At 52.7% G+C, this 26,274-nt stretch carries 26 protein-coding genes; 19 read left to right on the forward strand and 7 right to left on the reverse strand.

Annotated features, from left to right (window positions below; genetic code table 11):
• Positions 1-232 precede the first annotated feature (232 nt).
• From KJB30_RS13940 to KJB30_RS13970, 7 genes are all read left to right on the forward strand, one after another.
• Positions 233-820 carry an outer membrane beta-barrel protein gene (locus KJB30_RS13940; protein ID WP_214300365.1) on the forward strand — a complete coding sequence of 196 codons (588 nt, stop codon included), beginning with the start codon at positions 233-235 and terminating at the stop codon, positions 818-820.
• Positions 821-928: 108 nt separating this feature from the next.
• Positions 929-1,990, forward strand: coding sequence for an AI-2E family transporter (locus KJB30_RS13945; protein WP_214300367.1), 1,062 nt, complete (start codon positions 929-931; stop codon positions 1,988-1,990).
• Between the two features lie 78 nt (positions 1,991-2,068).
• Complete coding sequence (locus tag KJB30_RS13950) at positions 2,069-3,811, forward strand: autotransporter assembly complex protein TamA (RefSeq protein WP_246545704.1); 1,743 nt, start codon at positions 2,069-2,071, stop codon at positions 3,809-3,811.
• A gap of 182 nt (positions 3,812-3,993) precedes the next feature.
• Entirely contained in the window at positions 3,994-7,992 is a 3,999-nt protein-coding gene (locus KJB30_RS13955; protein WP_214300371.1) for a translocation/assembly module TamB domain-containing protein, read from the forward strand.
• A 33-nt stretch (positions 7,993-8,025) separates the two neighbouring features.
• Positions 8,026-10,419 (forward strand): ATP-dependent DNA helicase, encoded by a 2,394-nt coding sequence (locus tag KJB30_RS13960; protein ID WP_214300373.1) that lies wholly within the window; start codon positions 8,026-8,028, stop codon positions 10,417-10,419.
• Between the two features lie 88 nt (positions 10,420-10,507).
• Positions 10,508-10,915, forward strand: a complete 408-nt coding sequence (locus KJB30_RS13965; protein ID WP_214300375.1) for a YidB family protein — start codon at positions 10,508-10,510, stop codon at positions 10,913-10,915.
• 133 nt (positions 10,916-11,048) lie between these two features.
• Positions 11,049-11,555 carry a GSU0071 family protein gene (locus KJB30_RS13970; protein ID WP_214300377.1) on the forward strand — a complete coding sequence of 169 codons (507 nt, stop codon included), beginning with the start codon at positions 11,049-11,051 and terminating at the stop codon, positions 11,553-11,555.
• A gap of 27 nt (positions 11,556-11,582) precedes the next feature.
• Here KJB30_RS13970 and KJB30_RS13975 read toward each other — a convergent pair whose 3' ends face one another.
• Genes KJB30_RS13975 through KJB30_RS13985 form a run of 3 tightly spaced genes read right to left on the reverse strand, consistent with a single transcriptional unit; the run spans position 11,583 to position 13,368 of the window.
• On the reverse strand, positions 11,583-12,284 hold the full coding sequence (locus KJB30_RS13975) for a hypothetical protein (protein ID WP_214300379.1): 702 nt from the start codon (positions 12,282-12,284) through the stop codon (positions 11,583-11,585).
• Positions 12,285-12,319: 35 nt separating this feature from the next.
• Complete coding sequence (locus KJB30_RS13980; protein WP_214300381.1) at positions 12,320-12,976, reverse strand: hypothetical protein; 657 nt, start codon at positions 12,974-12,976, stop codon at positions 12,320-12,322.
• Between the two features lie 41 nt (positions 12,977-13,017).
• Entirely contained in the window at positions 13,018-13,368 is a 351-nt protein-coding gene (locus KJB30_RS13985; protein ID WP_214300383.1) for a hypothetical protein, read from the reverse strand.
• 382 nt (positions 13,369-13,750) lie between these two features.
• Here KJB30_RS13985 and KJB30_RS13990 point away from each other — a divergent pair, with 382 nt between their 5' ends.
• On the forward strand, positions 13,751-15,742 hold the full coding sequence (locus KJB30_RS13990; RefSeq protein ID WP_214300385.1) for an AsmA family protein: 1,992 nt from the start codon (positions 13,751-13,753) through the stop codon (positions 15,740-15,742).
• Positions 15,743-15,901: 159 nt separating this feature from the next.
• On the opposite strand, the gene KJB30_RS13995 is transcribed toward KJB30_RS13990, so the two are convergent.
• Complete coding sequence (locus KJB30_RS13995; protein ID WP_214300387.1) at positions 15,902-16,204, reverse strand: HigA family addiction module antitoxin; 303 nt, start codon at positions 16,202-16,204, stop codon at positions 15,902-15,904.
• An 83-nt stretch (positions 16,205-16,287) separates the two neighbouring features.
• Complete coding sequence (locus KJB30_RS14000) at positions 16,288-16,572, reverse strand: type II toxin-antitoxin system RelE/ParE family toxin (RefSeq protein WP_214300389.1); 285 nt, start codon at positions 16,570-16,572, stop codon at positions 16,288-16,290.
• Positions 16,573-17,377: 805 nt separating this feature from the next.
• On the opposite strand from KJB30_RS14000, the gene KJB30_RS14005 reads away from it, so the two are divergent.
• Positions 17,378-18,316 carry a nucleoside recognition domain-containing protein gene (locus tag KJB30_RS14005; RefSeq protein WP_214300391.1) on the forward strand — a complete coding sequence of 313 codons (939 nt, stop codon included), beginning with the start codon at positions 17,378-17,380 and terminating at the stop codon, positions 18,314-18,316.
• A 46-nt stretch (positions 18,317-18,362) separates the two neighbouring features.
• On the opposite strand, the gene KJB30_RS14010 is transcribed toward KJB30_RS14005, so the two are convergent.
• Positions 18,363-18,965, reverse strand: coding sequence for a DUF4126 domain-containing protein (locus KJB30_RS14010; protein ID WP_214300393.1), 603 nt, complete (start codon positions 18,963-18,965; stop codon positions 18,363-18,365).
• 309 nt (positions 18,966-19,274) lie between these two features.
• On the opposite strand from KJB30_RS14010, the gene KJB30_RS14015 reads away from it, so the two are divergent.
• From KJB30_RS14015 to KJB30_RS14050, 7 genes are all read left to right on the forward strand, one after another.
• Positions 19,275-19,586, forward strand: a complete 312-nt coding sequence (locus KJB30_RS14015) for a cupin domain-containing protein (RefSeq protein WP_214300395.1) — start codon at positions 19,275-19,277, stop codon at positions 19,584-19,586.
• Positions 19,587-19,693: 107 nt separating this feature from the next.
• Complete coding sequence (locus KJB30_RS14020; protein ID WP_214300397.1) at positions 19,694-20,257, forward strand: cysteine hydrolase family protein; 564 nt, start codon at positions 19,694-19,696, stop codon at positions 20,255-20,257.
• Between the two features lie 38 nt (positions 20,258-20,295).
• Positions 20,296-20,433: a hypothetical protein gene (locus KJB30_RS18665; protein ID WP_214300499.1), complete on the forward strand. Its 138-nt coding sequence runs from the start codon at positions 20,296-20,298 to the stop codon at positions 20,431-20,433.
• 125 nt (positions 20,434-20,558) lie between these two features.
• Positions 20,559-20,729, forward strand: a complete 171-nt coding sequence (locus tag KJB30_RS18490) for a BrnT family toxin (RefSeq protein WP_214300399.1) — start codon at positions 20,559-20,561, stop codon at positions 20,727-20,729.
• A 252-nt stretch (positions 20,730-20,981) separates the two neighbouring features.
• On the forward strand, positions 20,982-21,320 hold the full coding sequence (locus tag KJB30_RS14040) for a BrnA antitoxin family protein (protein WP_246545705.1): 339 nt from the start codon (positions 20,982-20,984) through the stop codon (positions 21,318-21,320).
• A gap of 302 nt (positions 21,321-21,622) precedes the next feature.
• Positions 21,623-22,102, forward strand: coding sequence for an Lrp/AsnC family transcriptional regulator (locus KJB30_RS14045; protein ID WP_214300403.1), 480 nt, complete (start codon positions 21,623-21,625; stop codon positions 22,100-22,102).
• Positions 22,103-22,163: 61 nt separating this feature from the next.
• On the forward strand, positions 22,164-23,432 hold the full coding sequence (locus tag KJB30_RS14050; protein WP_214300411.1) for a diaminopimelate decarboxylase: 1,269 nt from the start codon (positions 22,164-22,166) through the stop codon (positions 23,430-23,432).
• 112 nt (positions 23,433-23,544) lie between these two features.
• Here the strand turns inward: KJB30_RS14050 and KJB30_RS14055 are convergent, their stop codons facing one another.
• Positions 23,545-24,048, reverse strand: a complete 504-nt coding sequence (locus KJB30_RS14055) for a ferritin-like domain-containing protein (RefSeq protein WP_214300413.1) — start codon at positions 24,046-24,048, stop codon at positions 23,545-23,547.
• Positions 24,049-24,327: 279 nt separating this feature from the next.
• Here KJB30_RS14055 and KJB30_RS14060 point away from each other — a divergent pair, with 279 nt between their 5' ends.
• The 3 genes from KJB30_RS14060 to hgcB are packed head-to-tail and all read left to right on the forward strand — an operon-like array spanning position 24,328 to position 26,265.
• Complete coding sequence (locus tag KJB30_RS14060; RefSeq protein WP_214300415.1) at positions 24,328-24,786, forward strand: MarR family winged helix-turn-helix transcriptional regulator; 459 nt, start codon at positions 24,328-24,330, stop codon at positions 24,784-24,786.
• Positions 24,774-25,952 carry a mercury methylation corrinoid protein HgcA gene (gene hgcA, locus KJB30_RS14065; RefSeq protein WP_264175404.1) on the forward strand — a complete coding sequence of 393 codons (1,179 nt, stop codon included), beginning with the start codon at positions 24,774-24,776 and terminating at the stop codon, positions 25,950-25,952. The genes KJB30_RS14060 and hgcA overlap by 13 nt, the downstream gene beginning before the upstream one ends.
• 19 nt (positions 25,953-25,971) lie before the next feature.
• A complete protein-coding gene (gene hgcB / locus KJB30_RS14070) occupies positions 25,972-26,265 on the forward strand; it encodes a mercury methylation ferredoxin HgcB (RefSeq protein ID WP_214300419.1) in 294 nt (97 codons plus the stop codon).
• The last annotated feature ends 9 nt before the right edge of the window (positions 26,266-26,274 follow it).

The raw sequence follows: 26,274 nt of genomic DNA on the forward strand, positions 1-26,274 counted from the left end.
TTTGTGATATCGATTGATGCTATTTGTGGGTACGCCTCCAACGGCACATTTGACGGATCGGTCGTATTAGACGGATCCGTCAAATGTCCTGTGGCCACCATCGATTTGACACCGGTTAAATATTGTTTATAATACCAGGACTTGCAGTACAAATGTCCCATGGTGGTCACTGGCATGTTAGTTGTACAAATGACCTTCAGCGGTCATATATAAATTTCAAGGAGGATGCGTAATGAAAAAACTGATGGTACTGGCCTGCATGGCTGCAACAGTCTCCCTGGCAACCGGTTCGGCAATGGCCGACAGTATCAAGGGAAGAGCCGGTGCAACTCTGAGAATCGGCTTCACTGCTCCCAATGACAGTGATTTTGAAAACCTGAGGATCAAACCGGATATCGGCATCATAGGCGGTGGCGGACTCATTTACGGAGTGAACGACACCACGGCAGTAGAGTTTGACATTACCCATTCATCGTACGGCTCGGACTATCCTAATGGAGGAAACGCCGGCGATTTTGATGTGACCAATTTTTCACTTGGCGGACAGTACCGCTTCACTCCTGCAAACAAGCTGGTCCCCTATATTGGTGCCGGCCTTGACATTCTGGTCAGCGACTATAAATCACATGATGTGGATACAACCGTAGGCGTTCATGTCAGTGGCGGCGTTGATTATTTCCTGATGAAATCCCTGGCCGTGACGGCCGAAGTAAAAGCTGTCATAGCTCCTGAGACAGACATCAAGAGCTCAGCTGGTCACGGGAATTTTGATCCCAGCAGCTTGAATACAACTTTTGGCGTGCGCTACTTCTTTTTCTGAGAAAGCAATTGTTTAATTGATGCATCCAGCCGGGCGCTTTTAAAGCTCCCGGCTTTTTAATGTGTGATATGGTTCTAGGCTGTTTTTCAACAACCTGCGGGGGCTAAAATGGATAAAAAAATATATCTGACCATTATTGCTGCCCTGGCCACACTGGCTTTTGCCTGGCTGGTCATTTTGTTGGCGACTCCGGTACTCAAGCCACTTGCCTGGGCACTCATCATCGGCATTGCGACCATTCCCCTTTATGATCGCCTGGCGAAGCGATTTCCGGACCGTCCCGGCACATCTGCCGGAGTGATGGTGCTTATCGTAATAGTTTGCTTTATCCTCCCCGTGGTGGGCCTGATAGTTTCCATTGCCAACAATGCCCCGCAATGGTTTGCTGACGCCAGTAATCTGGTGCAGGAGGTTACCCGGAGCGGAATGGGGGCAATCAGTAAAATTCCTTACCTCAACCGGCTGCTCGAGCTTGCGGAGAGAAACGGCATCAACGTTGCCAAGCATACCGAAGCGATTGTGGCCAATGCCTCAGCCGTTCTGCTTAACGCAGCGGCTACAACTGCCAAGGGGCTGGCCTCGATATTGTTTACTCTGGCCGTAGCACTGTTTATCCTGTTTTTCATATACCGTGACGGACAACGGGTTCTTGCCACTGCGGTCCGGCGGTTTGCAAGTAACGAACAGCGCGTGCGGAGATTCCTCTCCAGAGTTCAGTCCACTGTCTCCGCGGTTTTTTTAGGAACGATTTATACCTGCATAGCACAGGGAACCACTGCGGGAATCGGGTATTATGTTGCCGATGTACCTGCTCCCATCCTTTGGGGAGCACTGACCGCTATTGCCGCTGTTGTTCCTGTTGTGGGCACAGGTGTTATCTGGGTTCCCCTGACTGTTTTTCTTGTTTTGAAGGGGGCTTATCTGACTGCAGGTCTTCTGGCGCTCTGGTGTCTTCTTTTTGTAGGACTTGCGGATAATGCCATCCGACCCCTGGCTGTGGGTGCGCAGGCTGATGTCTCCGCCCTGGCGATCCTGTTGGGAGCAATAGGTGGTGCTACCACAATGGGCATTCTCGGTTTGATTATGGGTCCGGTTGTATTTGCCAGTCTTGTGACCATCTGGCATGAACTGACAGATGAAGAAAATGCGGGTATCATAGTCGCCGAATAGCCAAATTCAAGTCATTCATGGTTGGATAGGACCCATAAGATCTATACGTTTCATAATTCAAAACCAATGTTAAAAACCTTGCCTTTTATAATAGCCTGCCTGCTCTTCTGTCTTGCACTTCCTGTTCATGCCGCTCAGCCGGTGGAACTGGTCGTGGAGGGAGTGGAGGGTCCTGCATTGGATAATGTGCGACTTGCGCTTGCATTGCCCCCCGGCCTGGTGCACGAAGGGAAGGCTAACCGGCTCTGGTTGCAGCGGTTCAGCGGACAGGCCGATGAAAAGGTACGTGCTGCCCTCGAACCTTTTGGCTACTACAACGCAAACGTCACAGTCGTAATGGAACCGCTCGAAAAGGAGCGTTACCGTCTACGTGTGGCAGTGGTTCCGGGTGAGCCGGTGCGGGTGGCGGATGTGCAGGTTGAACTACATGGTTCCGGTTCCGGCCAGAGTTCATTGCAGGGATTGGCAGCTGCTTTCCCGCTGCAAAAAGGCAGCATTCTGCTGCAGCAGGAGTATGAAAAAGCCAAAGCCGTGTTTAAAACCAGAGCAGAGGCATTGGGATATCTCGATGCCGATTTTCCCCAACATGAGATTCGCATCGCACCCGGTGAGACAAGCGCTCGGATCAAGCTGGTCATGGAAACAGGCGAACGATACCTGTTCAACGGCACCAGAATCGAGGGGGCGCCGGATTATCCCGAACCTTTTCTCAAGCGCTATATCTCCTTTGCTCCGGGTGATGTCTTTTCCTATGCTTCACTGGGTGAGACACAGCTCAACTTGACTAACTCCGAACGCTTTAAAGAGGTGGTTGTACTGCCCGAAAAAGCCGAAGCCACAGATTTCAGGGTGCCGGTACTGGTGCAGTTGAAACAGGCGCCCCGTAGAACCCTGCGACCCGGGGTCGGTTACGGTACCGATACCGGAGCGCGCTTCTCGCTTCGTTACCGGGACCTCAACATGTTTCACAAAGGGCATGAACTCAACGCACAATTGTATGTTGCAGAACGCCTGCAGGGGCTGGCCGCCGGCTACATCGTGCCGGATTACCGGGATATCAGAAGCTCCACTACCTTTCAGCTCAACCTGCAGCAGGAGGATGTAACGGCCTATATCAGCAGGTTGGTCGCAGTGGAGGTCGCCAGAAATCACAGTTTCGGCAAGGGTGAACTGGGAACGGTCTACCTCAGGGTTCAGCAGGAAGATTTTACCATAGGCACCCAGGAATCCAGCAGCCGCCTGGTTTTGCCAGGTATCCGGTTCAGTAAGGACAGCTATGACAATCTGATTCATCCCACCTCCGGATTCAGGTTCTCCGTTGATGTGCGCGGCACTCATCAGTTTATCGGCTCTGATACCAGCCTGTTGCAATGTATCGGTGAAGGCAGCCATCTGCTGCCGCTTCCCTGGCGGCTTTCACTCCACTCCCGTGTGAGGGTCGGAACTACCCTGTTCTCCGATCCGTTGGTCGACATTCCGCCAACACTGAGGTTTTTTGCCGGAGGTGACCAGAGCGTGCGGGGGTATTCCTACAAGTCTCTGGGGCCAACCGATTCCAGCGGTAAGGTTGCAGGTGGGAAACAGTTGCTGACCGGCAGTATCGAGCTGGAGCGGGCGCTTTTCCAGAACTGGGGCATCTCGGCTTTTCATGATGCCGGTAATGCTTTTAATACACTTTCCGATGTCACACTTTTTCAGGGAGCCGGCATTGGTCTGCATTACTACAGCCAGGTAGGCGCGATCAACCTTTCCGTGGCCCGACAAATAGGTGTGGATCATCCCGGTTATCGCATCCATTTTACTGTCGGCTTTCAGTTGTAAGGGACCCAGTAGGGCGTATGGCATACGTCCTTGTTTCAATATCCGTTTAAGGCGGGCGCGGTTCGCCCCTCCAACCAATTAGTAAGTTGACAATTGTATCCTCAAGAAGTCTGCATGACTGTTTTTAGACCTTCTCCGTGTCCTCTGTGACTCTGTGGTGAATAAACTTTCTTTGGCCTTTCATGAAAAAGCTGCTGAAACTCATACCGATCACTCTCCTTCTGGCTCTTCTGCTCTGCACGGCAATTTTGGGGTGGATAGTTGGCACCACGAATGGTGCCCGCTGGCTGTTGCGTACCGCTTCCAGTTACAGCGGTATCGGCATTTCCTCCGGGGATGTGCAAGGGCGGCTTGTTGACCGTCTGCATCTTTCAGCCGTGCGTATCGTGATGCCCAAGCTGCAAGTGGAGATGGATAGTCTCGATCTTCGCTGGAAGCCGCTGCTGCTCATGTCAGGTACCCTTGGCATCAATGATCTCATCCTTGCCGGTGTGCGTGTTCAGGACGACAGTCCACCCGGCACCACGCCTCCTGATCTCACCTGGCCAACACCTCCCCATATTGCGGAACTATTTGATGCGACAGTCAACCATCTGCGTATCGACCGGCTCAGCTACCGCCATGATCATGGTGAACCTCTTATCCTGAACAGCATGTCCGGTTCGGTGTCATGGCAGGAAATGCTTCTATCCATTTCAAATCTCGCAATAGTTTCCCCTTCCGGTTCTGTTTCAGGTTCTCTTCAGGCAGGCATGAAAAAACCATCTTTGTCGGCCTCCCTTGCAGCGATGACACCTAAGCCAATTGGCAACTTGAATCGTTTTAACCTGCAGACGCGGCTACTGCCTGCCAGGACGCCGGAGCAGGTTGCAGGCAGCCTTACGGTGACCGCCGTCGGGAAGCAAGAGGGAAAAGAGCAGGCCGTGGCATTGACCGGTGAACTTGGTATGACCCGCAGCTCGTTCAATCTGCGCAAACTGAATCTTGTCAGCAAAGGCCTGGCCGGCACCATAACGGGGGAGGGGAGTCTCAGTCTTGCTGCCAAAGAGCCCCTTCTCAAACTGCAACTGGCCACAGCGGGGCTTGACCTGAAGCCGCTGGTTGATCTGCCGACCGATCTGAATGGAACAGTAACAATCAGTGGTACCGTTGATACCTACAAAGGCAGGTTTGACCTGGCTAACCGGGTGAAAGGCTGGCAAGGGGCACGTCTTGCTGCCGAATTCCAGGGTAACCGGAATGGCCTGACCCTTTCTCCCCTGACCGGTGCCTTGCTGGATGGCTCGCTGCAGGGGAATCTTAAGGCAACCTGGAACGACGGCGTCAAGGTTCACGGTGATCTCAGGGCCAGAAACATCAATCCGGCCCGCCTTGCCAAGGATTGGTCGGGTGTGGCGAATTTCAACCTCGCAGGGGACATGACCTGGCCGAGCAAAGGCGCACCATATGGTGCATTGCACGCCACCATTCTCGAAAGCCGTCTGCACGGGCAGCCTTTGACCGGGGCAATGAAGGCTGAATTTGCAGACGACAATCTGCTTCTCAACAGGCTTGATCTGCAGGGCAAGGGTTTCGACCTGCATGCTGATGGAGAGCTGAAACGACGCCTGAACGTGACCGCCCGGGTGCAGGAGCTATCTAACCTGGTTCCGGGAGCTTCCGGTGCAGTGCGGGCCAACGGCTGGCTGGCGTGGAGAGATGGTCGTGCTGCCGGGGAATTCAGTGCCAGTGGCCGTTCGCTGTCATTGAATGACCTGAAAGTAGCGGGGCTGGATCTTTCCGGACAATTGGGGGCGGGCACCGGCCAGCCGCTTCATCTGACGGCAGATGCCCGTCAGCTGACCTATGGAAATTTCCAGGCAGGGGTTGTAAGGCTGGGGGCAGACGGAACAGTGGCGCAGCACAAGGTGACGTTGGCCATGACTTCTGCCGCAGCCAGAGCCCAGCTTGCCCTGAACGGCGCCTACGGCAGCGGTACCTGGCAAGGTGAGATCACGCGCTTTTCGGGTAGCGACAGCTTCGGAGCCTGGGCCCTTGAGGCGCCTGTTGCCCTTACCATGGGGCAGAAAAATATAACTATTTCCCCACTGGTTATCACGAGTGCCGGATTAGAACGAATCGAGCTTGACGCTAACCTGACCCGTAACCCCCTGCAGGGGGGGATTCGGACGAAATGGCTGGGGGTAAAGCTTTCCCGGGCAGACGCCTGGCTGAAAGATGTGCAATTAAAAGGCTCCAGCAGTGGAAATCTGCGGGTTCACCTTTTGCCTCAAAAGCGCATTAATGTTGCCGGCAATGCTTCTGCCCAGGGTTCAATCACTTCGCAGGGGCACACCATACAATTCAGGCGCAGCGATCTGACACTAACCGGTGACGAGCATGGCCTAAAGGGTGGAATAGAGCTGCAGCTGGATAAAGGAGGTCTGCTCAAGGGGAATCTTGCCTCCTCAACGCCGGCACGCCTGGAGCTTCCTGGGGAGGGAAATATCTCTCTGGAGATGAAGGAGCTCGACCTGGCTCTGCTAAGACCCTGGCTGCCGGAAACAGCTTCTCTGACTGGACGAATCAATGGCCGCGCAACAGGAAAGATGTTGCCGGGGCAGCGTTTCGAGCTGCAGGGGGAAAGCGGGCTGAGCGCGTCAACCGTGCGCTGGAAGCGACCGGAAGGGGAGATGACTGCTGCAGTGCGAACAGCCACTGCTAGGTGGTCGTGGCGCGACGAAGCGCTCTCCGGGGCCTTTAACCTGGCGTTGACAGATGTGGGTCAAGCCAAGGGTGATTTCAATCTGCCACTTCCGGCGCGCCTCCCGATTGCGTTCAAGCCCAATGGGCCACTGCAGGCTTCTTTGAACGGCCAGCTTCGGGAAAAAGGCATCATAACGGCGATGTTCCCGGCGTTAGTTCAGGAAAGCAGCGGTGATGTGGATCTGAACCTGAAAGTTGCCGGGCAATGGGAAAAGCCTTTGATAAACGGCACGGTGCAACTGGCGCGGGCCGCCGCATATCTGCCCAGCGCCGGCATCCATGTAAAGGATGTCCAGCTTGCTGCCCGTGTGGAGAAAGACCTGATCCGCATTGATTCCTTCCGTGCCCGGTCCGGTTCGGGGGCCATCACCGGAAATGCTCTTCTCCAACTCACCGGGTGGCAGCTCTCTTCATACCGCGGCAGCATAAACGGAGACTCGTTTCAGACGGTGTACTTTCCCGAACTCCAGATCCAGAGCTCACCCCAGCTCACTTTTGAAGGAACTCCCAAGACCCTGAAAGTTCGCGGGGAAGTACGTTTGCCGGAGTTCCGCATTACCGGGTCGCCTACCAAGGCCCCCATCGCACCCAGCAGTGATGTGATCCTGGAAGGCAGGAGCAAGCCGGTCGCACCAGAGTCCCCCCTTGAACTGGATGTCCAGGTGCGTCTGGTGCTTGGCGACCGGGTCCTGGTCAAGCTTGAAGGCATTGATGCCCAGCTTGGCGGGAGCATGGATATCGCCATGCACAGCTTGGATAACATCACCAGCAGAGGCGAGATCAAGGTCGTCAAGGGACGTTATCAGACCTACGGAGTAAATTTGAACATCGAGCGCGGTCGGCTCTTTTATGCCGGCGGATCGATCAGCCGGCCGACGCTTGATTTTCTCGCCTTGCGCACGGTTGGGGATGTGAAAGCAGGCGTCACGGTGGGGGGCACATTGCTGGCGCCGGTAATCAAGCTTTATTCCGATCCCGCCATGCCGGATGTGGATATTCTGGCCTATGTGGTTCTGGGACATCCGCTTGGCAGCAGCAGTGGAGAGCAGGCCGGTCTGATGACCAAGGCTGCCGGTGTACTACTCTCTTCGGGACAGTCGGCTGTCCTGCAGGATCAGATCAAGAGTCGTCTCGGATTGAGTACGCTGGAGATTCAGACAGCCGGCAAGGAGAAGTCCGGCCTGATGGGATACAAGCCGATTGAGGTTGCTCCCCCCGGTACTGCGCCGACCACTCAGACCGCCGGCATTTCCCAGACCATGGTAACTGTGGGAAAATACCTGACCCCCAAACTGTATATCAGCTATGGCAGGTCAATTTTTGCAGGAAGCAATCTCTTTCTGCTGCGTTACGATATCTACAAAAACTGGCAGATCGAAACCCAGACCGGCACCGAAAGCGGTGCTGATCTTTACTATAAGATTGAGTTTAAATGAACGGCGGGACAACTTAAAGATGAACACCCTTCCATGAAAATAATCATTATTCCCTTGCGGGATTTTGCTGTTCCTTCACCTCTCACCGGAAGCATCGACACCCATTCGGGGCTTGGCCAGGCCGCAGCCGATGGCCGTGAAATCCACCAACGTGTTCAGAAAAGACGTGCCAAGGCTGATCCGCTCTACCAGGCCGAAGTCCCTATCACCAGTTTATTCGATCGGGATCAGTACTGTTTTCGGGTTGACGGACGCATGGACGGCATCTTTCGTCACGACCCGCCACACATTGAAGAAATCAAAAGCGCTTTCAACCTCGCTGACCTCCAACGCCGATTGTCCGGCAACCCGCTGGAACATCCCTATTCTCTGCAGCTTCTGACATACGGTTATCTGTACTGGCGGGAGCACAGGGTGATTCCTCTGTTGACCCTGCATCTGGTCTCGTCGCGCAGCGGGCAATCTTCCGACCTGGCAGTGGTGCTCGATATTTCCCTGTATGAAGAATGGCTTGAGCGCCGATTGACCGAGTTGACTGCCGAAGCACGGCGTGTCGAGAAACGCACTGCTCGCAGGCGTAAAACTGCGGGTGAGACTATCTTTCCCTTTGCCAACCCACGGCCGGGCCAGGTTGAGCTGATGCAGGAAATCGAGCAGGGGATGAACGAGGGGAGGCCGATGCTTATTCAGGCCCCCACCGGTCTCGGCAAGACGATGGCCGTGCTGTATCCGGTTCTGAAAGAGGCTTTGGAGCGGGGTCAGCAGGTAATCTACGTGACGCCTAAAAACAGTCAGCATGCTGTGGCGGAAGATGCAGTTGTCCGCCTTCAGAAGGCGGGCGTCAAGCTCACCTCCCTGACCATTACCGCCAAGGGAAAAATCTGTTTTAAAAGCGAGCCGCTGTGCAACCCTGAATTCTGCGAATTTGCACGGGATTACTACACCAAGGTTCAGCAGGGGGGGATTCGCGAGCTCCTGTCACGCAAGCGGAAACTGAAAGCACGTCTGTTTCGTACCCTGGGCGAACAGTACCAGGTCTGCCCTTTTGAACTGCAACTGGAGAGCGCGAGGGATGCGGATCTGGTTATCTGCGATTACAACTATGTCTTTGCACCGCGTTCAGCGCTGGGGCGTCTGAATACGCTGGTTGTGGATCAGAGCGGTAAGCCTGACCTAGTGATTGATGAGGCTCATAATCTTCCCGGACGGGCCATGGAGTATTACTCTCCGGAACTTTCCTCCCTGGTGCTGGAAAAGATGCGCGAGGAAATCCACCTGTTGGCGCCCCGTTTCAGGCAAGAAGCCGAGGAACTACTGGATGGCTGCCTCCGCACCATTGCAGCCTGCCGCGCAAAAGAAGCACATGCGGTTCGAATCGATCCACCGGTCGGTGGTTTTCTTGAACAGGATGCTCGCCTAAGGGCGTTTCTGTCACGCTATCTGGAGTCCGATACGGAACTGCGTCATCGGGATGTCATCCTGCGGCTCTGCTTTTATTGGGCCGAGTTCAGTGAGACCCTGGAGTATGCGGCAGATCCTGAGCAGCAGGAGTTCTTCACTACTTACCATTCCCATCCTGCAGGGGGCATGGTGCGCATTACCTGCTGCGATGCATCTGCCATGCTGAAGGATTGCTATGCGGAATTTCAGCAGGTTGTTGGTTTCTCCGCTACACTCAAGCCTTTCGAATACTACGTGCAGTTGTCCGGACTTGATCTGGAAAAAACACGGACAGCCGAGTTCCTCTCTCCCTTTCCAGCATCGAACCGTAAACTTCTGATCATCCCCCAGGTTTCCACTCGCTATGGTTTGAGGGAGCGGAATTACCCGCGCATTGCCGATGCCATACAGCGTATCGTTGCCCTGGCTGCCGGCAATTATCTTGTTTTCCTTCCCAGCTTTCAGTTTCTTGAACGGGTGACAGCATTGTTTCAACCACCGGAAGGATTTACGGTGCTGCGTCAGGAACGGGGAATGAAAGGCGACCAGTTGGAGGCTGTGCTGGATCATCTGCGCGCTGAAGGTACTCCGACCATTGTCTTTGCCGTTCAGGGAGGTTCTTTTTCCGAGGGTGTCGATTATGCTGGTAAGATGATTATCGGCGCCTTTGTGGTCGGGCCGCCTCTGCCGACCTTTGATCTTGAACGAGAACAGATGCGGGAGTGTTACCAGCGACGTTTCGGTGCAGGATTCGAATATGCCTATTCGATCCCGGCCATGGCCAAAGCCATTCAGGCTGCCGGCAGGGTAATCCGTTCCGAGCATGATCGCGGGCTGATTGTGCTCATGGACAGCAGATTCACTGAAGCAAGTTATAGTCGCGCCATGCCGGCCGACTGGTTTGAAACCGATGTGAAGGAATTGATCTCTACCAGTATTCTCAAGGATGTGGCCGAATTCTGGGCGGATCCCGAAGAAAGTAGGTAGGTGTCATTTTAGCTCCTTTCAGCTTTCCATAATTGCAGTAGACTTTACATTGACCTCGTGGTCACACTACCAACTACAGGAGATCATCATGGGAATTATGGATGAAGTTACCAGCAGACTGGGTGGCCAGCAGCAAGGCAGTGACAACAAGACTACATCGCTTCTGGGCGGGGTTATGGAAATGTTTTCCGATCCTCAGTCAGGTGGATTACAGGGACTGGTTCAGTCGTTCCAGCAAAAGGGTCTTGGCGGGATTGTTTCTTCATGGGTCGGCACCGGCCAGAATCAGGCTATTTCTCCGGATCAAATCAGGGAAGGGCTGGGCAGCGAAAGGTTACAAAATCTGGCTGACAAGGCGGGAATCCCCCAGGAAGAGGTTACCTCCAAGCTTTCCGAACACCTGCCCGGTTTTGTAGACAAGTTGACCCCCAACGGTTCTGTTCCGGAAGAGGGAGGAATGCTCTCAAAGGCCATGGACATGCTCAAGGGCAGATAGTCTTAAAAATCTAACCCCCCTCGGTCCCCCCTTATTTAAGGTGAAGTCTCCTCTTCGATAAGGGGCGATTTAGAGGGGGTTATGATTAGTGCCAGCGAAATATCTAAACCCCTTCCCAGGGTTGGGAGGGGGAATGGTGCGAAAAAGAAGAGTACAGAGCTGGCCTGAAGTGGAGGCTAAAATGGAAATTGGTCTGGAAGAGCTGGACAAGGTTGTCGATACATATGCTGAAGCCCGGAAGGTGAGTGGACCGGAACGGGCGCTGGAAGCGCTGAGATTTGCAGTGTATAGCAGGGTTGATCGTTCACAGGTTGGAGAAACCTTTCGCCAGATCGGTTGCGTGGCGAAAAGCTACGCCAAAGTCTGCAGGTTGATGAGCAATCCCCGCTGCGGCATTGAGGTGCCCCTGGCGCTCAGCACGGTCTGTTTCTGTATTGCCAGCATCTTTTTCTCCTACCGCGTCGTCGGGCAGGATAACTACAGGCATTTCAATACAGTCTGGGCCATCATGGCAGCAAACGGCTTTTTTCTCGTCATGTACATCATCAAAGAGATAGCCCGCAAATGGTGCGATTTCATGGTTCTGGCTGCCATTTACGATGAGTTGGCAGAATATGCCTGTCGTGAAACCTGCTGCTAAAACCACTCCGGAACAGGCTTCACAGCATTATTGATACACCACTTCCACCAGCGGGGCCAGAAACTCCCTGTCTGCACTCAGCGTGTCATTGATCACAATCAGACCAGGAGACACGTCAACCGGGTCCCGAGATATCCTGAGCTGAAAATTAACCAGCCCAAGTCGTTGCGCTTCCTGCATAAGTGCAGTTACATCCGTCGCCACATGCTGCTGACGATCCGCCTCTGAAATTGGAGGAGTGATAAGAGTGGCAATCAGAGTGGGAAGCTGGGTGCGGTCAAAATCAGTAGCAATTAACGGTGGCTCGTAAGAGACTAGTTCGATACGAATTGGTATGTTGTTATTCAGCGGCAGGGGAATGATATCTTCAAGGAATAAGTCAAGTTTGGCTGAAACGATAACGGCATTATCCGGAATTCCGCTGGCATTTCTCAATGGAAAATTAAGGAAGGTGCGGTATTCATCGCCTGTGTCAGGGTGGATTCCGGCAAATAGTATTTCTGCATTTCCTTGAACAAGGGTTGGTTGTCCCTGCAAGCTGAGCGCAATATCCCCATCAAGGGCTGGATTGCTCAGGATTTGTGTGGTAGAGGTCGCCGCCACACCGCCTCCGCCACCACCATTGCCCGTGTCGCCCCCGGCTGTTCCATCACTACCGCCGCCTCCGCCACAGGCGGTGAGTGCAAAGATCATGCAGAGTAGTATTCCGACAAAAAGATTCCTTTTCATAAAATCCTCCCGGGTCAACTGCTGGCGACCTCCAATCATTCCGGAACGGTAGCCGGCAGCAGTTCCAGCACTTCATCCCCTGTCAGACTTTTCCGTTCCAGCAGCGCTTCAGCTACTTTCACAATCTGTTCCCAGATACCATTGTCAAAGTAATGTTTCAGCGCGCTGCCAATATCGATAACGACATTCTGAATTTCAGCGCTTGAAAGCCCTTCCGAAGTCAGCAGGGCCTGAAAGCGATCGATGTCATGGGCAGCCTGCTCCCGTAACTTTGGCAGGAGCGGTTCTAGTTCCAGTCCGCTACGAAAGATGTTTTCGCACTCGGCAAAAAATCCGCTGTAGGCGATAAGGCCGTTCTCGAATACCGTGGTCTGCATCTTGTGAAAGCGAACGCCTCCTGTCAGACCTTCCATGGAGGTATTGAGTTCATCGCACATCTCATCGATTTCGGTTATGGCCACTGCAGTTTCACTTATAAATACCTCTTGAACGATGCCGCGACGAATCAAGGTAGCCATAGCCGTATGAGCGGCTTCATGGATGGCGCTTTGCCTCAGTTTCAAAGGGAAATCATCATCCTCGCCATATTGGGAGAAAAACAGGTTCCCGTCGTTACGGGTTATCCTGTTGAGGGTGCTGCTCAAAGCCACTGAAGTGGTGAAAATTCCAGATGCAGTTGTGTCCGGCGTCATATGTGTTCCTTTCCCGGCAGATGCCGGGCAGATTTATAACTTTATTCGTCTTCCTCGGGCCGTGGAACAAAATAGCGCTTGAAAACATCTGCAGGATCACCATCCAGCTCTTGTGTGTTCCTGTTGCTGACAGCCAGAAAGAACATGACCGAAACAAGCATTTCCATGCCGTGCTCCTGGATGATGCTTTCAATTACCGAGCGTTTCGCTTCACTGAAGGCGCTGAGCATGAAGGCCATCGACTCGGGATTGGCATCCATTTGTGAGCCCATGTAGACACCGCCCCCCTTCATTCCGACAAAGACGGCAACTGAGCCGATTTCTGCGTCTTGAGGCACGCCGGCCAGCAGCTTTGCCATGGGAATTGAACAGGTAAGATCCCCTTTTTTCATGTGCCTCCCTTAGCAGGTTGTTGAAAAACAGCCATCTCACCGCTGTCCTCGAAAGCCACCTTGTGCGACGTAGCGCTGCTGCGCCTCCGCGGGTCTTTCTCCGGGTGCGATGATCTGACTATTTTTGAACAACCTGAACAGCCTCTTAATTGTCTTGTCTGTAAGTATAGTTGGAGATAGAGGATCTGCAATGCGAGAGGTATATCATTGTCCAGCTGATTGGTGATAAATTGCTAACGAACAGGTTTTGAATCAATTGTTCTCAAAAGATACGCGCTGGATGACCAGTAACCCCCTGTTCTTTGCCGGGAAGCCTGCTAAATTATAAGGATGAATTCCGTCATCAAACAACGACATGTGAAATAAATAGAGGAGGCTGGCCGTGAATAAAGCTCTCAAGATCGCAGGGATAACGGGAGGCGTGATTGTGGCACTGCTTGCCGGAGTCCTTCTCCTGGCAAAGATGATAATCACACCCGAGCGGGTAAAAAAAACGGTGATTCCCCTGGCGCAGAAGGCGCTGCATCGGCCGGTGCGTCTTGGAGACATAAAAGTAAGTATCTTTTCCGGCATTGTACTCAACAATGTGGTGATTATGGAAAAGGAGGGAGAAGAGACTTTTGTGGCTGTCGATCTGGTCAAGCTGCGTTATCAGTTCTGGCCGCTGCTTTCAAAACGGATCGTAGTTGATGAGATCAGCATGGAAACACCCCGCATCAGGATCGTCAAACTGCCGGATGGAAGTTTCAACTTTTCAGATATCATGAAGAAAGAAAAGACTGCACCGGTAGAACAGCCTAAAGAGAAGGCAGATATTGATCTGCTGGTATCCACCGTGGCGGTTTCAAAGGGTGAACTTGTGTATGAAGACAAGTCGAAACAGGCTGCTGCTCCATCTCGCTACACATTGAGCGCAGTAGAGTTTACATCCAATGACATTTCCCCCAAAAAGCCGATTCCCTTCAAGGCAAAAGCATCATTCTCCGGTGCTTCGCTGGAAGTTGAGGGCAAGATAGCCGATGCTACTGAAAAGCCGGCTCTGGATGCTGTCTTCCGGGTAGTTGATGCTGATCTGAAGAAGTTAATGGCCGGCATGCCGGCTGAGTTGGCTGCAAAAGCAAAAGCATATGACCCTGCCGGCATCATAAATGTGAGTCTGACCCTGGCGGGACCAGTGGCGGCACCAAAAGAACTGCTGAAGAGTGGCGAGGTGCGCATGAAGGATGTCAGCTTTAGCGTTTCAGGGCAGCGCCCGGTCCTGTCAGGAAAACTTGTTCTGAAGGGGGATACAGTCACTTCGGAAGATCTTGTGCTCAGCCTGGGAAAAGAGCGGCTTACCATCGCGCTTGCTGCTGCCAATCTGTTTGGAAAACCGGTTTCGATAACAAGCACGGTCAAGGCTGACAAATTTGACCTGGCGCCCTTTATAAGTAAGAAGGAATCGGCTGAAGGGACTGCAGGAGCCGCAAAGCCGGAGCCGGCGCCCATGAAGCTTCCCGTGAAGGCAACCGGTTCGGTCAGTCTGGGACAGACCTCCTACAAAGGGCTGCCGGTTAGCCAGCTTCTCTTGAAATATCGTCTGGCCAATAATGTCCTGGATATTGACCAGTTCAGCGGTCAGGTGGCGGGCGGCACGTTCAGCGATACTGCCCGCATTGACCTGGGCCGTCAGGGCTATGTTTATTCGACCCGCCTCACGGTGCAGGGGGTGCAAGCCGACCCTGTGGTCACCGCATTTTCTCCGAAAGCAGCCGGAACGATTTTCGGAACAATGGCCTTGAATGCACAGCTCAATGGCAGTGGGATCCGGGATGCTTCGCTTAAAAAGAATCTCGCCGGGCAGGGAGATTTTGCTGTTACCAATGGAAAGTTGACCGGGGCCGGTATGGTGCAGAAACTTGCCACGTTCCTGAATCTCGAACAGCTGCGGGTGATACGCTTCAACAAGTTTGCCGGCACCTTCCGGGTTTCCGGTGGCAAGGCCGTCCTGGACAGCGACGTTGCCGGCAGTGATGTGAGACTCACCCCCACAGGCACAGTGGGGCTCGACAAGAGTCTCGATATGTCCCTGGTCACACGCATCTCTCCCGAGCTGACCGGCAAGGTGGCGCGGGGTAACATTGGTGGCAACATTGGTCAGTTTCTCACCGATGAAAAAGGGTGGGGCGTCCTTCCGGTCAAGGTCGGAGGAACAACCTCAGCGCCGAAATTCCGCCTCGACGCAAGCATGGTGGGAGGGCAGTTGAGGACAAAAGCACGGGAAAAGCTGCAGCAGACGATCGAGCAGAAGCTGATGAAACGAAAGGAAGGGGAGCCGAAAGCTCCCGAGCAGGAGCTTATCGAGCGCGGCTTGAAAGGGATCTTTGGTCGGTAGGATCTTAAGGTAAATCTAAATCAAGTAAATATAAGTAAGTTTAGGGGACATTCCTAAGGGGTGTCCCTTTTTATATGTGCTCAGGTCCTCATGATGTTTCTTAACTACCTTGCAAGGTGATTATATTCCACCAAACAGAGCAGGTATTGGGAAAGCGTGCTATGCAGCCTTCAAAAGTGGCTGTACTTGTTGCACCCTCTGTACCATTGCTTTTTGAGCGATCTTAAGGTCAAAGCTGGTTTGCAAGTTCATCCAGTAGGTCGGTGTCTGGCCGAATATTTTGCCGAAAAGAACTGCCAGCTCTGCTGTAACAGGACGCGAGCCTTTGATAACATAAGATATTCGCATGGGTGAGACGCCAATTGCATGAGCAAAAGCATTCTGCGACATGCCAAGTTCATCAAGAATTTCCTTCAGGAAGACCCCTGGATGTATGGGGGGGAGTCCGTTTTTGATAGCCATAAAGTTTCTCCTAGCCCAGATAAACTGGATAAGTGCGTTAACGAAATCTTTTTCTGTTTAAAATCACAGAAAAAGATTTCTAACTAATAATGGTAGTCGGTTATTTCGACTTCTGATGCTTCACCGTTGATAAACCGAAAGCATATTCGCCACTGGTCATTAATCCTGATACTCCACTGCCCCGCCCTGTCGCCGGAGAGGGTCTCAAGGCGGTTTGACGGGGGTAATAGCAAATCAGTAATTTCGCATGCACTGTCTAGTTGCGTCAAGCGCATGATCGAACGGGTGATGATTTCCGGAGGAAGTTTTTTGGACTTCCCCGTTGTAAAGAGTTTTTCCGTTTCTTTGTTCGCGAATGACGAAATCATGAACACAATATAAACAATTTGTTTATATGAGTCAAGTCCCAGAGAAAATGAATAGGACACAGTAGGTGTCAGCTACACGCTACACAGAATAAGAAACACTTCGTACATAAAGGGACATTCCTAAGGGGTGTCCCTTTTTTGATGGTGTGCGGGCCTCTGCCCTATCTTCGCTTTACTCTACATCTTTTAATTAGCTTTAGTTTCAGCTTGCTCTTGCAAGCAACTGGTCGAACAGCTATTCTGTCGCCTCGTTACCTGCGGGAGGAATACACGCATTGATCAAGCATGTGGTTAACGCGGTAGTTGAAGCATGAGATAAGGTGAGCGGAGAAATGTTCCGTTTGGGAAGATGAGCGATTCACGCGCGCGCGTGAACCGCTCAATTATGAGTTGGTCAAAGGCAAAATAAAGCTGAAAAACCCTAGTTAGCGGAAGAGCCGAAGGTGGCGTAATGAGGCGGTACCATAATGGCGGCAGAGAAATATATGGTTGTAACCGCCGGGGAAAACCGAATGAAAACCAAATGAAAGGATCGTTACACAGATCGGTTTAGTAGCGACAAACATCTTATGACCACTGAAATTCCCACAGTAACTATTCAACGAAGAGCAATAATGGGGTCAGCCCTTGAATATGTGAATATAAGAGCAATAATGGGGTCAGCCCTTGAATATGGAATAAGGGAAGAGTTGTCCTAACCAGCTCCATGGACGCTGACCATCCGAAAAATCTGGTCTGGCAGGTCATGGGGGCACTCCGTTGGCTCTGAACAACAACCTGCTACATTGCAAAGGAAAATTTTCGATTGGAAGATCTGGTTAAAATTATGCTGGCATCCGGCAAGGCTGGTCTGGATCTCGCATTTTACGTACTGTTGCCGGTACTGGTAATTATGATGGCCATCATGAAAGTGATGGAGGCTCGCGGCATTTTGGCTCTGGTTGCCCGGACCGTACAGCCGTTGTTGAGGCTTTTCGGTATTCCGGGAGCCGGAGCCTTTGCCATCGTGCAGATGCTGCTGGTCAGTTTTGCTGCTCCGCTCGCAACATTCTCGATTATGGAAAAAGATGGCACATCGAAACGGCAGATTGCGGCTACCCTGGCCATGGTTCTGACTCTCTCCCAGGCCAATGTGGTATTCCCCATGGTGGCTGTCGGACTGAACCTGGGGGTAATTATGTTGACCTCTATTGTCGGGGGATTGGCAGCGGCTGCGGCGACATACTATCTATTTGCCCGATCCGTAGATGATACGGGCCACACTGAGGTTGCCCTCCAACCGGTTCAGGAAAAGGCGCGCAAGACAACGATACTGAACCTCATGATAGTTGGTGGTCAGGAAGCGGTGAAGGTCATTCTCGACACTATTCCGATGCTGATTCTGGCGATCTTTCTGGTCAATATTCTCAAGACCACTGGCGCCATTGCTCTGCTGGAGACAATACTGACCCCGCTGTTCCATCTAATCGGCTTCCCGGCGGTTGCCGTCTTACCTCTTGCCACGAAATATCTGGCAGGTGGTACAGCAATGATGGGGGTTACCATCAATCTGCTTAAGGAGGGTGCCATAACTACCCAGGAACTAAACAGGATGGCTGGTTTTATGACAAACCCCTGTGATCTTGTCGGTGTTGCTGTTCTGATCTCGGCGGGTCAACGTTGCGCTTCAGTGGCAAGGCCGGCAATTGCCGGTTTCGTGGTAGGATTACTCATTCGCGGGGTACTGCATTTACTGTTATTTTGATAAGCCCGTAGGAAGATTTTTCAAACCGATACCAACTTTTCATACATTACTGAACGGTCGTTCCCCTTCCTCCGCGAATTTTTCCGATAACCCCGCGAAAATATCTGACAGTCTTGGGCAGTACAATCAGCGAAATTATAAGGCCGATCACAACCACCACGACCAGCAGTAGCGGATTGAATGCCGCAAGCAGTATCGATCCGACAGCAACGACGTCCTCCATCAGACTTGCAATCATATTGGTCGCCGGTTCCGGGGAGGTATTGATAACAGCCCGTGTAGAAGCTTTTGTGCCATGGGAGCTTAACGCCAAACCTCCTCCAAGCAGAAATGCAACAGCTTGCACCCCCTGGTTAAAATCTCCGAATGCAGCCATAGCAAGTACTGCCCCGGCAGGAATTCTGATGAAGGTGTGGATCAGGTCCCAACTGGTGTCCACCAATGGAACCTTGTCGGCTATAAACTCGATCAGATACAGGAACAGTGCGACTCCGATAACCCACCAATTGGTCAGTACCGCCAGTTCGCCGGGCAGCGTAAGATTGGCAAATCTGCCAAGTAGCCCCAGGGTGGCCACGGAGGCATACAAGTTAATTCCCGAGACCCATGAACTGCCCATTGCAAGAGCGAGTGTGCTGAGTAATGACATGGCTTTATTCCCTCGTATTAGTACTCTTCCTGATAGGCAGGTATTTCAACCGAAAACCCGGAATCCAGGGGGCCTGTTGCGGGCTGCGTGCTTCACTGGGAAACGAAAAATCGGCTCCACATAGTTGTGGCTTGTATCAGATTTTAATGCACGACTTCGGTGATGCAACAATTGACTTTCTGAAAATTATAACTCGGTGATTCTTGCCATGTGGGATAAAATTAACGCGCTCCTATACAAAACTATAAAACAAAAATAAAACTGGACAGTTGATTAGATATTAAAGGAGATAGTCTATGTCGGAAATTTTTGCCCGACCCGATAAAAAATCTGCGGAAAGCTGATATTCACCTAAAGGGCATAACCGCTTATCTTTCCCAGGCAGAAAGTCATCAGATCATTTTCATGGAGTTTGATGAGGATGTCGAACTGCAGGAACATTCGCATGAAAGTCAGTGGGGAGTGGTTCTGGAAGGTGGAATTGACCTGGTGATCGATGGAGTAAAGCAGTCATATGCCAAGGGTGACCGTTATTTTATTCCGCAGGGGGTTCGGCATTCCGGCAGGATCTATGCCGGCTATGCCGACATGACTTTTTTCAATCAGCCGGATCGGTATTAGCTGATTGAATTTTGAATTCCCTCTGACCGTTTCGGAAACCAGGCTGCCGTCAAGGCGATGCCTCCCGCATCATGAATAATACAAAAAATGAATAAAAGGAAATCAACATGATCACAGCACTTGTCATGATTGACATTCAAAATGACTATTTCCCCGGCGGCAATATGGAGCTTGTGGGAGCTGAGGCTGCCGGCCAACGGGCTAAAGAGGTACTCGACTGCTTCCGCAACCACAACCTGCCGGTTATTCACATTCGGCACATCTCGAGCCGCCCCGACGCAACATTTTTCCTTCCCGGGACACCCGGCAGCGAAATCCATCCAAGTGTGGCGCCGTTGGCGGGGGAGATTGTTTTCGTCAAGAATTTCCCCAACAGTTTTCGCGAGACGCCGCTGCTGGAGTATCTGCGCGGTTTGGGCATCGAAAAGTTAGTGCTGGCCGGAATGATGACTTCGATGTGTGTGGACGCCACAGCCCGCGCCTCCTTCGATCTTGGCTTTCAAAATATCTTGCTGCATGACGCCATGGCGACCCGCAATCTGAGTTTTAATGGCGCAACCATCCCGGCAGCCGAGGTGCATGGCGCTTTTCTGGCTGCTTTGGGTAGTGTGTATGGGCGGGTAATCGGCGTGACGGAGTTTTTGGAAGCCAGTCCCGTAAACCGGAATTAGAAACTGTCTTGGAATTGCAGTAGATATAGGAGATCAGCATGTCCAAAACCGACCTGAAAAAGGATCTGAAACACCTCTACTCCGCCTCCGTCAAGGACCACGAGATCTACCTGAGCGACCCCCGCCGAACGGCGCCTGAAAAATTGAAGACCATCATCAGGCAGCCGGTAAGTTAAGGCTGGACCATCAGGGAGGCCGCTGAGAGAAGGTTATTGAAGTCTGGCGTGAAGAGTTCTAATAGCATCAATACAATGTTTAAACATTTATTGACAGTACATACTATTGTGCATACAATTCAATTATGAAAATCACCTGGGACTCAACAAAGGCTGCATCAAACCCCAAGAATCATGACGGTGTGACCTTTGATGAGGCCCAACATGTTCTCCTTGATCCTTTTGCGTTGACACGCGAGGACAGCGACTCAGGAAATGAGCAACGGTACGTTACTTTAGGAGTCTGTCGAACTTAGGGTAAATCTACTGCAAATCCGTCTGGACGGACCATATTTAGTCGCTTTATTGGTCAATAGAACAACTATTGACCTGCAAAATCGTCAAAATCTGTCCTCGCCCAGCCGAATTTTCGTTACGACTTCCTAAGTCCGACAAACTCCTAGGTATTGGAAGCAAAACCCGAATCCTGATGGTCGTCTACACTTACAGGGAAGAAACAATTCGAATCATCTCGGCTTGGAAAGCGAATGAGCCGCAACGGAGGCGCTATGAAAGCCAGTTCTGACAAAATGTACGACAAATACAAAGATTTTGATTTTTCCGATGCCAATCCGGTTGCCGATACGCCACACCTTGCAAAGCTTCAGGCTGAGGCTGGCGGCAAATCCCGGATAACCATGAGGGTTGACAACGATGTGCTGGCGACCTTCAAGGCACGGGCAGAGATGCTCGGCGGCAACTACCAGACACTTATGAATGATGCTCTGAAACAGTTCGCCCAAGGTTTGAGACTATCGGACGTGGTACGCGAAGCAATCCATGAAACGTGGGAAACATGCCTAACCACGCGCTCAACCGGGCGCACCAAAAAACAGCGCGTCGATTAGCGCTGAAGCCGTTTGAACGGGAAAGAATGAAGATAGGAGATCTTCAGGGAACCCAACCAAAGCCGTTACGGTATGGAGCGGGGGCAATTCTTGAAAAATCAGCAGCCGGTAGGTAGGCCCCTGAAAATATTTTTGAACAAATAAACCTTTTCCCACTCCAAGCCTATAGTAGCCCCGGCAGCCAAACAGGTTGCCGGGGCTATTGTTTTTACAGGCTGGCTTGCTGATTAAAACAAGCAACCGCCGCTGCGTTAATTCTTGACACTGACCAATCAAGAGAATATTGTTCTGTTATTATGAGTATGCCAAGAACAATAGACGAAATAGACCTCCAGATACTGCACATTCTTCAGGAAAAAGCGCGCATCCCCAATGCGGAGGTCTCCCGCCAGGTCGGGATGGCGCCATCGGCTGTGCTGGAACGCATTCGCAAGCTGGAGGAGCACGGCATCATTGAAGGGTATGAGGTGCGTCTTAACCCGGTGGCCTTTGCTCAGGGACTGGCAGCTTTCCTGTTTATCGAGGTCGATCCCGCCGGCAACGGCCAGCTTGGCGAGCGTCTCTCACTGGTGGCTGGAGTGCAGGAGGTCCACCAGGTGGCTGGTCCTGACGGCTATCTGGTCAAGCTTCGCGCCGCTGACACGGGAGAACTCGGCCGGATTCTGCGCGAAGAGATTCAGCATTTTCCCGGAGTCCGCGCCACCCGCACCCAAATCGTTCTTAACACGGTGAAGGAGACGCGTCGGATCGATCTGGATGTACAAGATGAGGCTGAGCCTTAAATCGAGTTTTCACCCCTGCAATTACATTTTCGATATCCCATAACATACAAGGAGAACTGCCATGCCCATGTCCCAATCTTTCAAAGACCGTCTTTTTCCAATCCTGCCGCAACTTGCCGCACATTACGGCACTCCCTTTCACATCTACGACGAGGCCGGAATACGTGCCACCGGCGAAGAGCTTAATAAGGCTTTTTCCGGCATCCCCGGTTTCCGTGAATATTATGCGGTCAAGGCGCTTCCCAACCGCAGCATTCTTGAGATCATGTACGACCTCGGTTTCGGCTTCGACTGCTCCTCGATCCCCGAGTTAATCCTCTCTCGCCAGGTTGGAGCGCGCGGAGAGGACATCATGTTCACCTCGAACAATACCAGCCTGGAGGAATACAATTTTGCCGAAGCTGATGGTGGTTGTGTGCTCAATCTTGACGACATCAGCCTGATTGCCAAAGTACCGCAATTTCCTGACCTGATCAGTTTCCGCTACAATCCCGGCCCGCGCCGGACCGGCAATATCATCATCGGTAACCCTGTCGAGGCCAAGTACGGTGTTGCCCATGAACAGCTGGTTGATGCTTATCGCTTATCCCGCGAGCGCGGGACCACACGTTTTGGTCTGCACACCATGGTCGCATCCAACGAGCGGGACTACACCTACATCGTCGAAACCGCGCGAATGCTCCTCGACCTGACCGCCCTGGTTAAAGCAGAACTCGGTATTGAGCTGGAGTTCGTCAACATCGGCGGCGGACTCGGCATTCCCTACCGTCCGGAGCAGGAAGCTCTCAATCTCGCAGCAATGGCCAAGGAGATCACCGCGCTCTTTGACGAATTCCGCAGCGCCAACGGCTTTGCGCCGAAGATGTTGATGGAGAGCGGACGCTTTATTACCGGCCCCCACGGTTGTCTGGTCACGACGGCAATCAACGCCAAGCAGACTTACCGCAACTACGTCGGTGTTGACGCCTGCATGTCGTCCTTGATGCGGCCGGCTCTTTATGACGCCTACCATCACATCGATGTGCTCGGAAAAGAGAACCTGCCCAAGAGCGAAACCTACGATGTGGTCGGCTCTCTCTGTGAGAACAATGATAAATTCGCGGTGCAGCGAGAATTGCCGCCGATTGTAGATGGCGATATCCTGGTCATCCACGACACCGGCGCCCACGGTCATGCCATGGGCTTCCAGTATAATGGCCGGTTGCGCCCCATGGAACTGCTGCTGCGCACTGACGGCACGGTCGAGCTGATCCGGCGCGCCGAAACGGTTGAGGATTACTTTGTCACCTATAACTTCACGCCTGATCTTTTTGTGCCGAGTGGGGAATAATATAGGGGCGAGGGGGCGGTGGAGAGATAACTGCTGATTCAACTTTCAAACAATGGCCGATTCCTATGGGATCGGCCATTGTTGCTTAAAAAACATTTCCTTCGGCGACTGGTTATCCCTTCATTGCTCTTACCAATAGCTCGTAATCCTCCAGTAGTGACTGCAGATCCTCTTCATGCTCTACTTCCTGCTGAAGAATGGTCAGCACCATGTTGTAGGTAACCGGGTCCTTGTCTCTGGTTATGTCCATCAGCCGCTTGTAAACTCCGATGGCACACTGTTCGCCTTTGATGTTCTGCTCCAGCAATACCTTGACGTAGGGATCATCCGGGGCATCGTAACCGCAGTTGGAATGCTGGTACCACTCTTCCGGTTTGGTGACCGGCGTGCCACCAAGCTGGATGATGCGCATGGCCACCATGTCCGCATGCATCAGCTCTTCAGTAGCGTGCTGCAAAAGTTCAGCCCCTACGGCATCCTTCATCGGCCCTTTGACAAGTTTTGCGCCCAGCCAGTACTGATAGTAGGCCAGCCACTCGTCGGAATATGCGCGGCGCAGTAGCCCCAGCAATTCCTCTACATCCATCCCAATAATTTCGCGTCCTTTCGATCCCATCCGTTTCTCCTTTCAATGATGTGTTGGCTGTCCTTACCCGGAAAAGGCGTGGTGGTGAGTCAAAACCTGCTGAACAGGCACGGGCGACTATGGCCAAGTCTTGCATAGCTGTGGATTTATAGCATGGAACATTTGAACAAAACAATTTTAATGATGGGCCCTGCATCTGTGAGCTCTCGAGGGCGCGGGTCCAGTAAGGGAATTTCTTTTTTCTCCCTGGACATGCTTGATGCTTACTTGCATAATACAACTAAATTTGGCGTCAATTGGGAGAAGGCAATGGAATCGGTCCGGGAAAAGCTGCAGATATTTGTACGCCGCTTCGGTTTATTGAATGCAGCCTGCTGTGATGAATGCTGCGGAGAGCAGGTCACCATGGCCCAAAGCCATATACTCTTCGAGATCAGGAGAAAGGTCGCTCCATCCATGCAACAAATAGCGGAAGAACTGGGTATGGATGTGACCACCTTCAGCCGCCAGGTCAAAGGACTAGAAGGGAGAGGGCTGGTTGTGCGCACGGTTTCTCCCGGGGATCGTCGGGTGAGTATTCTTGGTTTGACCGCAGCCGGGGCAGATGTTTTGGCACGGATCGACACCTATATGGCGGGAAGAATAGAAGACATTTTTTCGTTCATGACCCCTTTCGAACGGAAGACTGTGATCAGATCGCTGGGGCTGTTGAATGAGGCGGTGGCCAAGGCAGGAGAACAGAAAGGAGTAATTGCATGTCGCAACTAAACGATGGACCGAAAGCCCCCTTCAAGATCAAGAGCATCAGAAAGCTGGAAACCAAAGCTGCAGCTGGTGCCTGTTCCATTGAGGCCGGCGACGGGACCGACAAGCCACCCTGCTGAGGCCCACCTACCTCCGCCGGTGGCGGGGAAATTACCGACAAGGTACCCGGTTTTATCGATTGGATGGAGACTCCGGCAGGCCGTGTGGCACGAATCTCTTCCGTGCTCGGTCCGGGCGATCACTTAGGCGCCTGCCTGGCGCGCTGGGGCATTGGTCGCATGAGCTATATGGTGCCTGCTGGTCTCTATGCCCTGGGGAACCCGGCAGCGGCTGATCCGATACTGGTGACCGCCAACTACAAGATGAGCTACGACAGCGTCCGCCAAGCCCTGGTCGGGCGCAATTGCTGGCTGCTGGTGCTGGAGACCTATGGCATCAACGTCTGGTGCGCAGCCGGCAAGGGTACTTTTGGCACCGGAGAGCTGGTGAACAGGATCACGTCGAGCAGGTTGGCGAATATTGTCAGCCATCGCCGGGTGATCCTGCCGATCCTGGGCGCGCCGGGAGTGTCGGCCCACGAGGTTGCCCGGCGCAGCGGCTTTAGTGTCAGCTATGCAGCCATTCGGGCCAATGATTTACCGGAGTACCTGGATAAGGGCCTGACCACCACTCCGGCGATGCAGAGCCTCAACTTTAATTTCTACGATCGTCTGGTGTTGATACCGGTTGAACTGGTGCTGGCGCTAAAGTCGATTGCTGTGGCAGGTGGAGGATTGTTTGTGTCGTTTGCAGTGACAAGCGGCCTTGGAGCGGGATTGACTGCTTTTTTAGGCTGGCTGGGGGCCTGTCTGGCCGGGATTGTCGTTGGGCCGCTGCTGCTGCCCTGGCTCCCGGGGCGGAGTTTTGCCGTGAAGGGGGCCGTGGCCGGGTTGGTCTGGAGCGTGTTGTTTTTTCTACTCGTTGGAGGCCAAGCCTGGGGAGCGGGGCCGACGATAGCGGCATTTCTGGCCCTGCCGGCAGTCAGCGCCTTCCATACGCTCAACTTTACCGGCTGTTCCCCCTATACTTCGCGATCCGGTGTAAAGAAGGAGATGCGTATGGCCATACCGGCAATGGGAGGCGCTGTTGTGGTGAGCCTGCTTGTACTGCTGGTGGGGCGTTTTTTGTAACTCATTGAACGGAGTGAGTATGAAAGGTTTTCGATATCTGAAAGATGTAGCTACCCTGAACCTGGACCAGCCGACCTGCATCGGCTGTGGACGCTGCCTGGAGGTATGTCCGCACCAGGTTTTCTCTTTGGTCGGGAAGCAAGCCTCCATAGTTGATCGGGATGCCTGCATGGAGTGTGGTGCCTGCGCCCTTAATTGTCCGGTCAAGGCCATCACGGTTGATTGCGGAGTTGGCTGTGCTTCGGGAATGATCAACGAATGGCTGCAGGAGCGCAAATTGGGCAAGCTGGGGGGCGGGAACTGCTGCTCCTGACACTCCCTA

Source organism: Pelotalea chapellei (genome assembly GCF_018531195.1).
GTDB lineage: Bacteria > Desulfobacterota > Desulfuromonadia > Geobacterales > Pseudopelobacteraceae > Pelotalea > Pelotalea chapellei.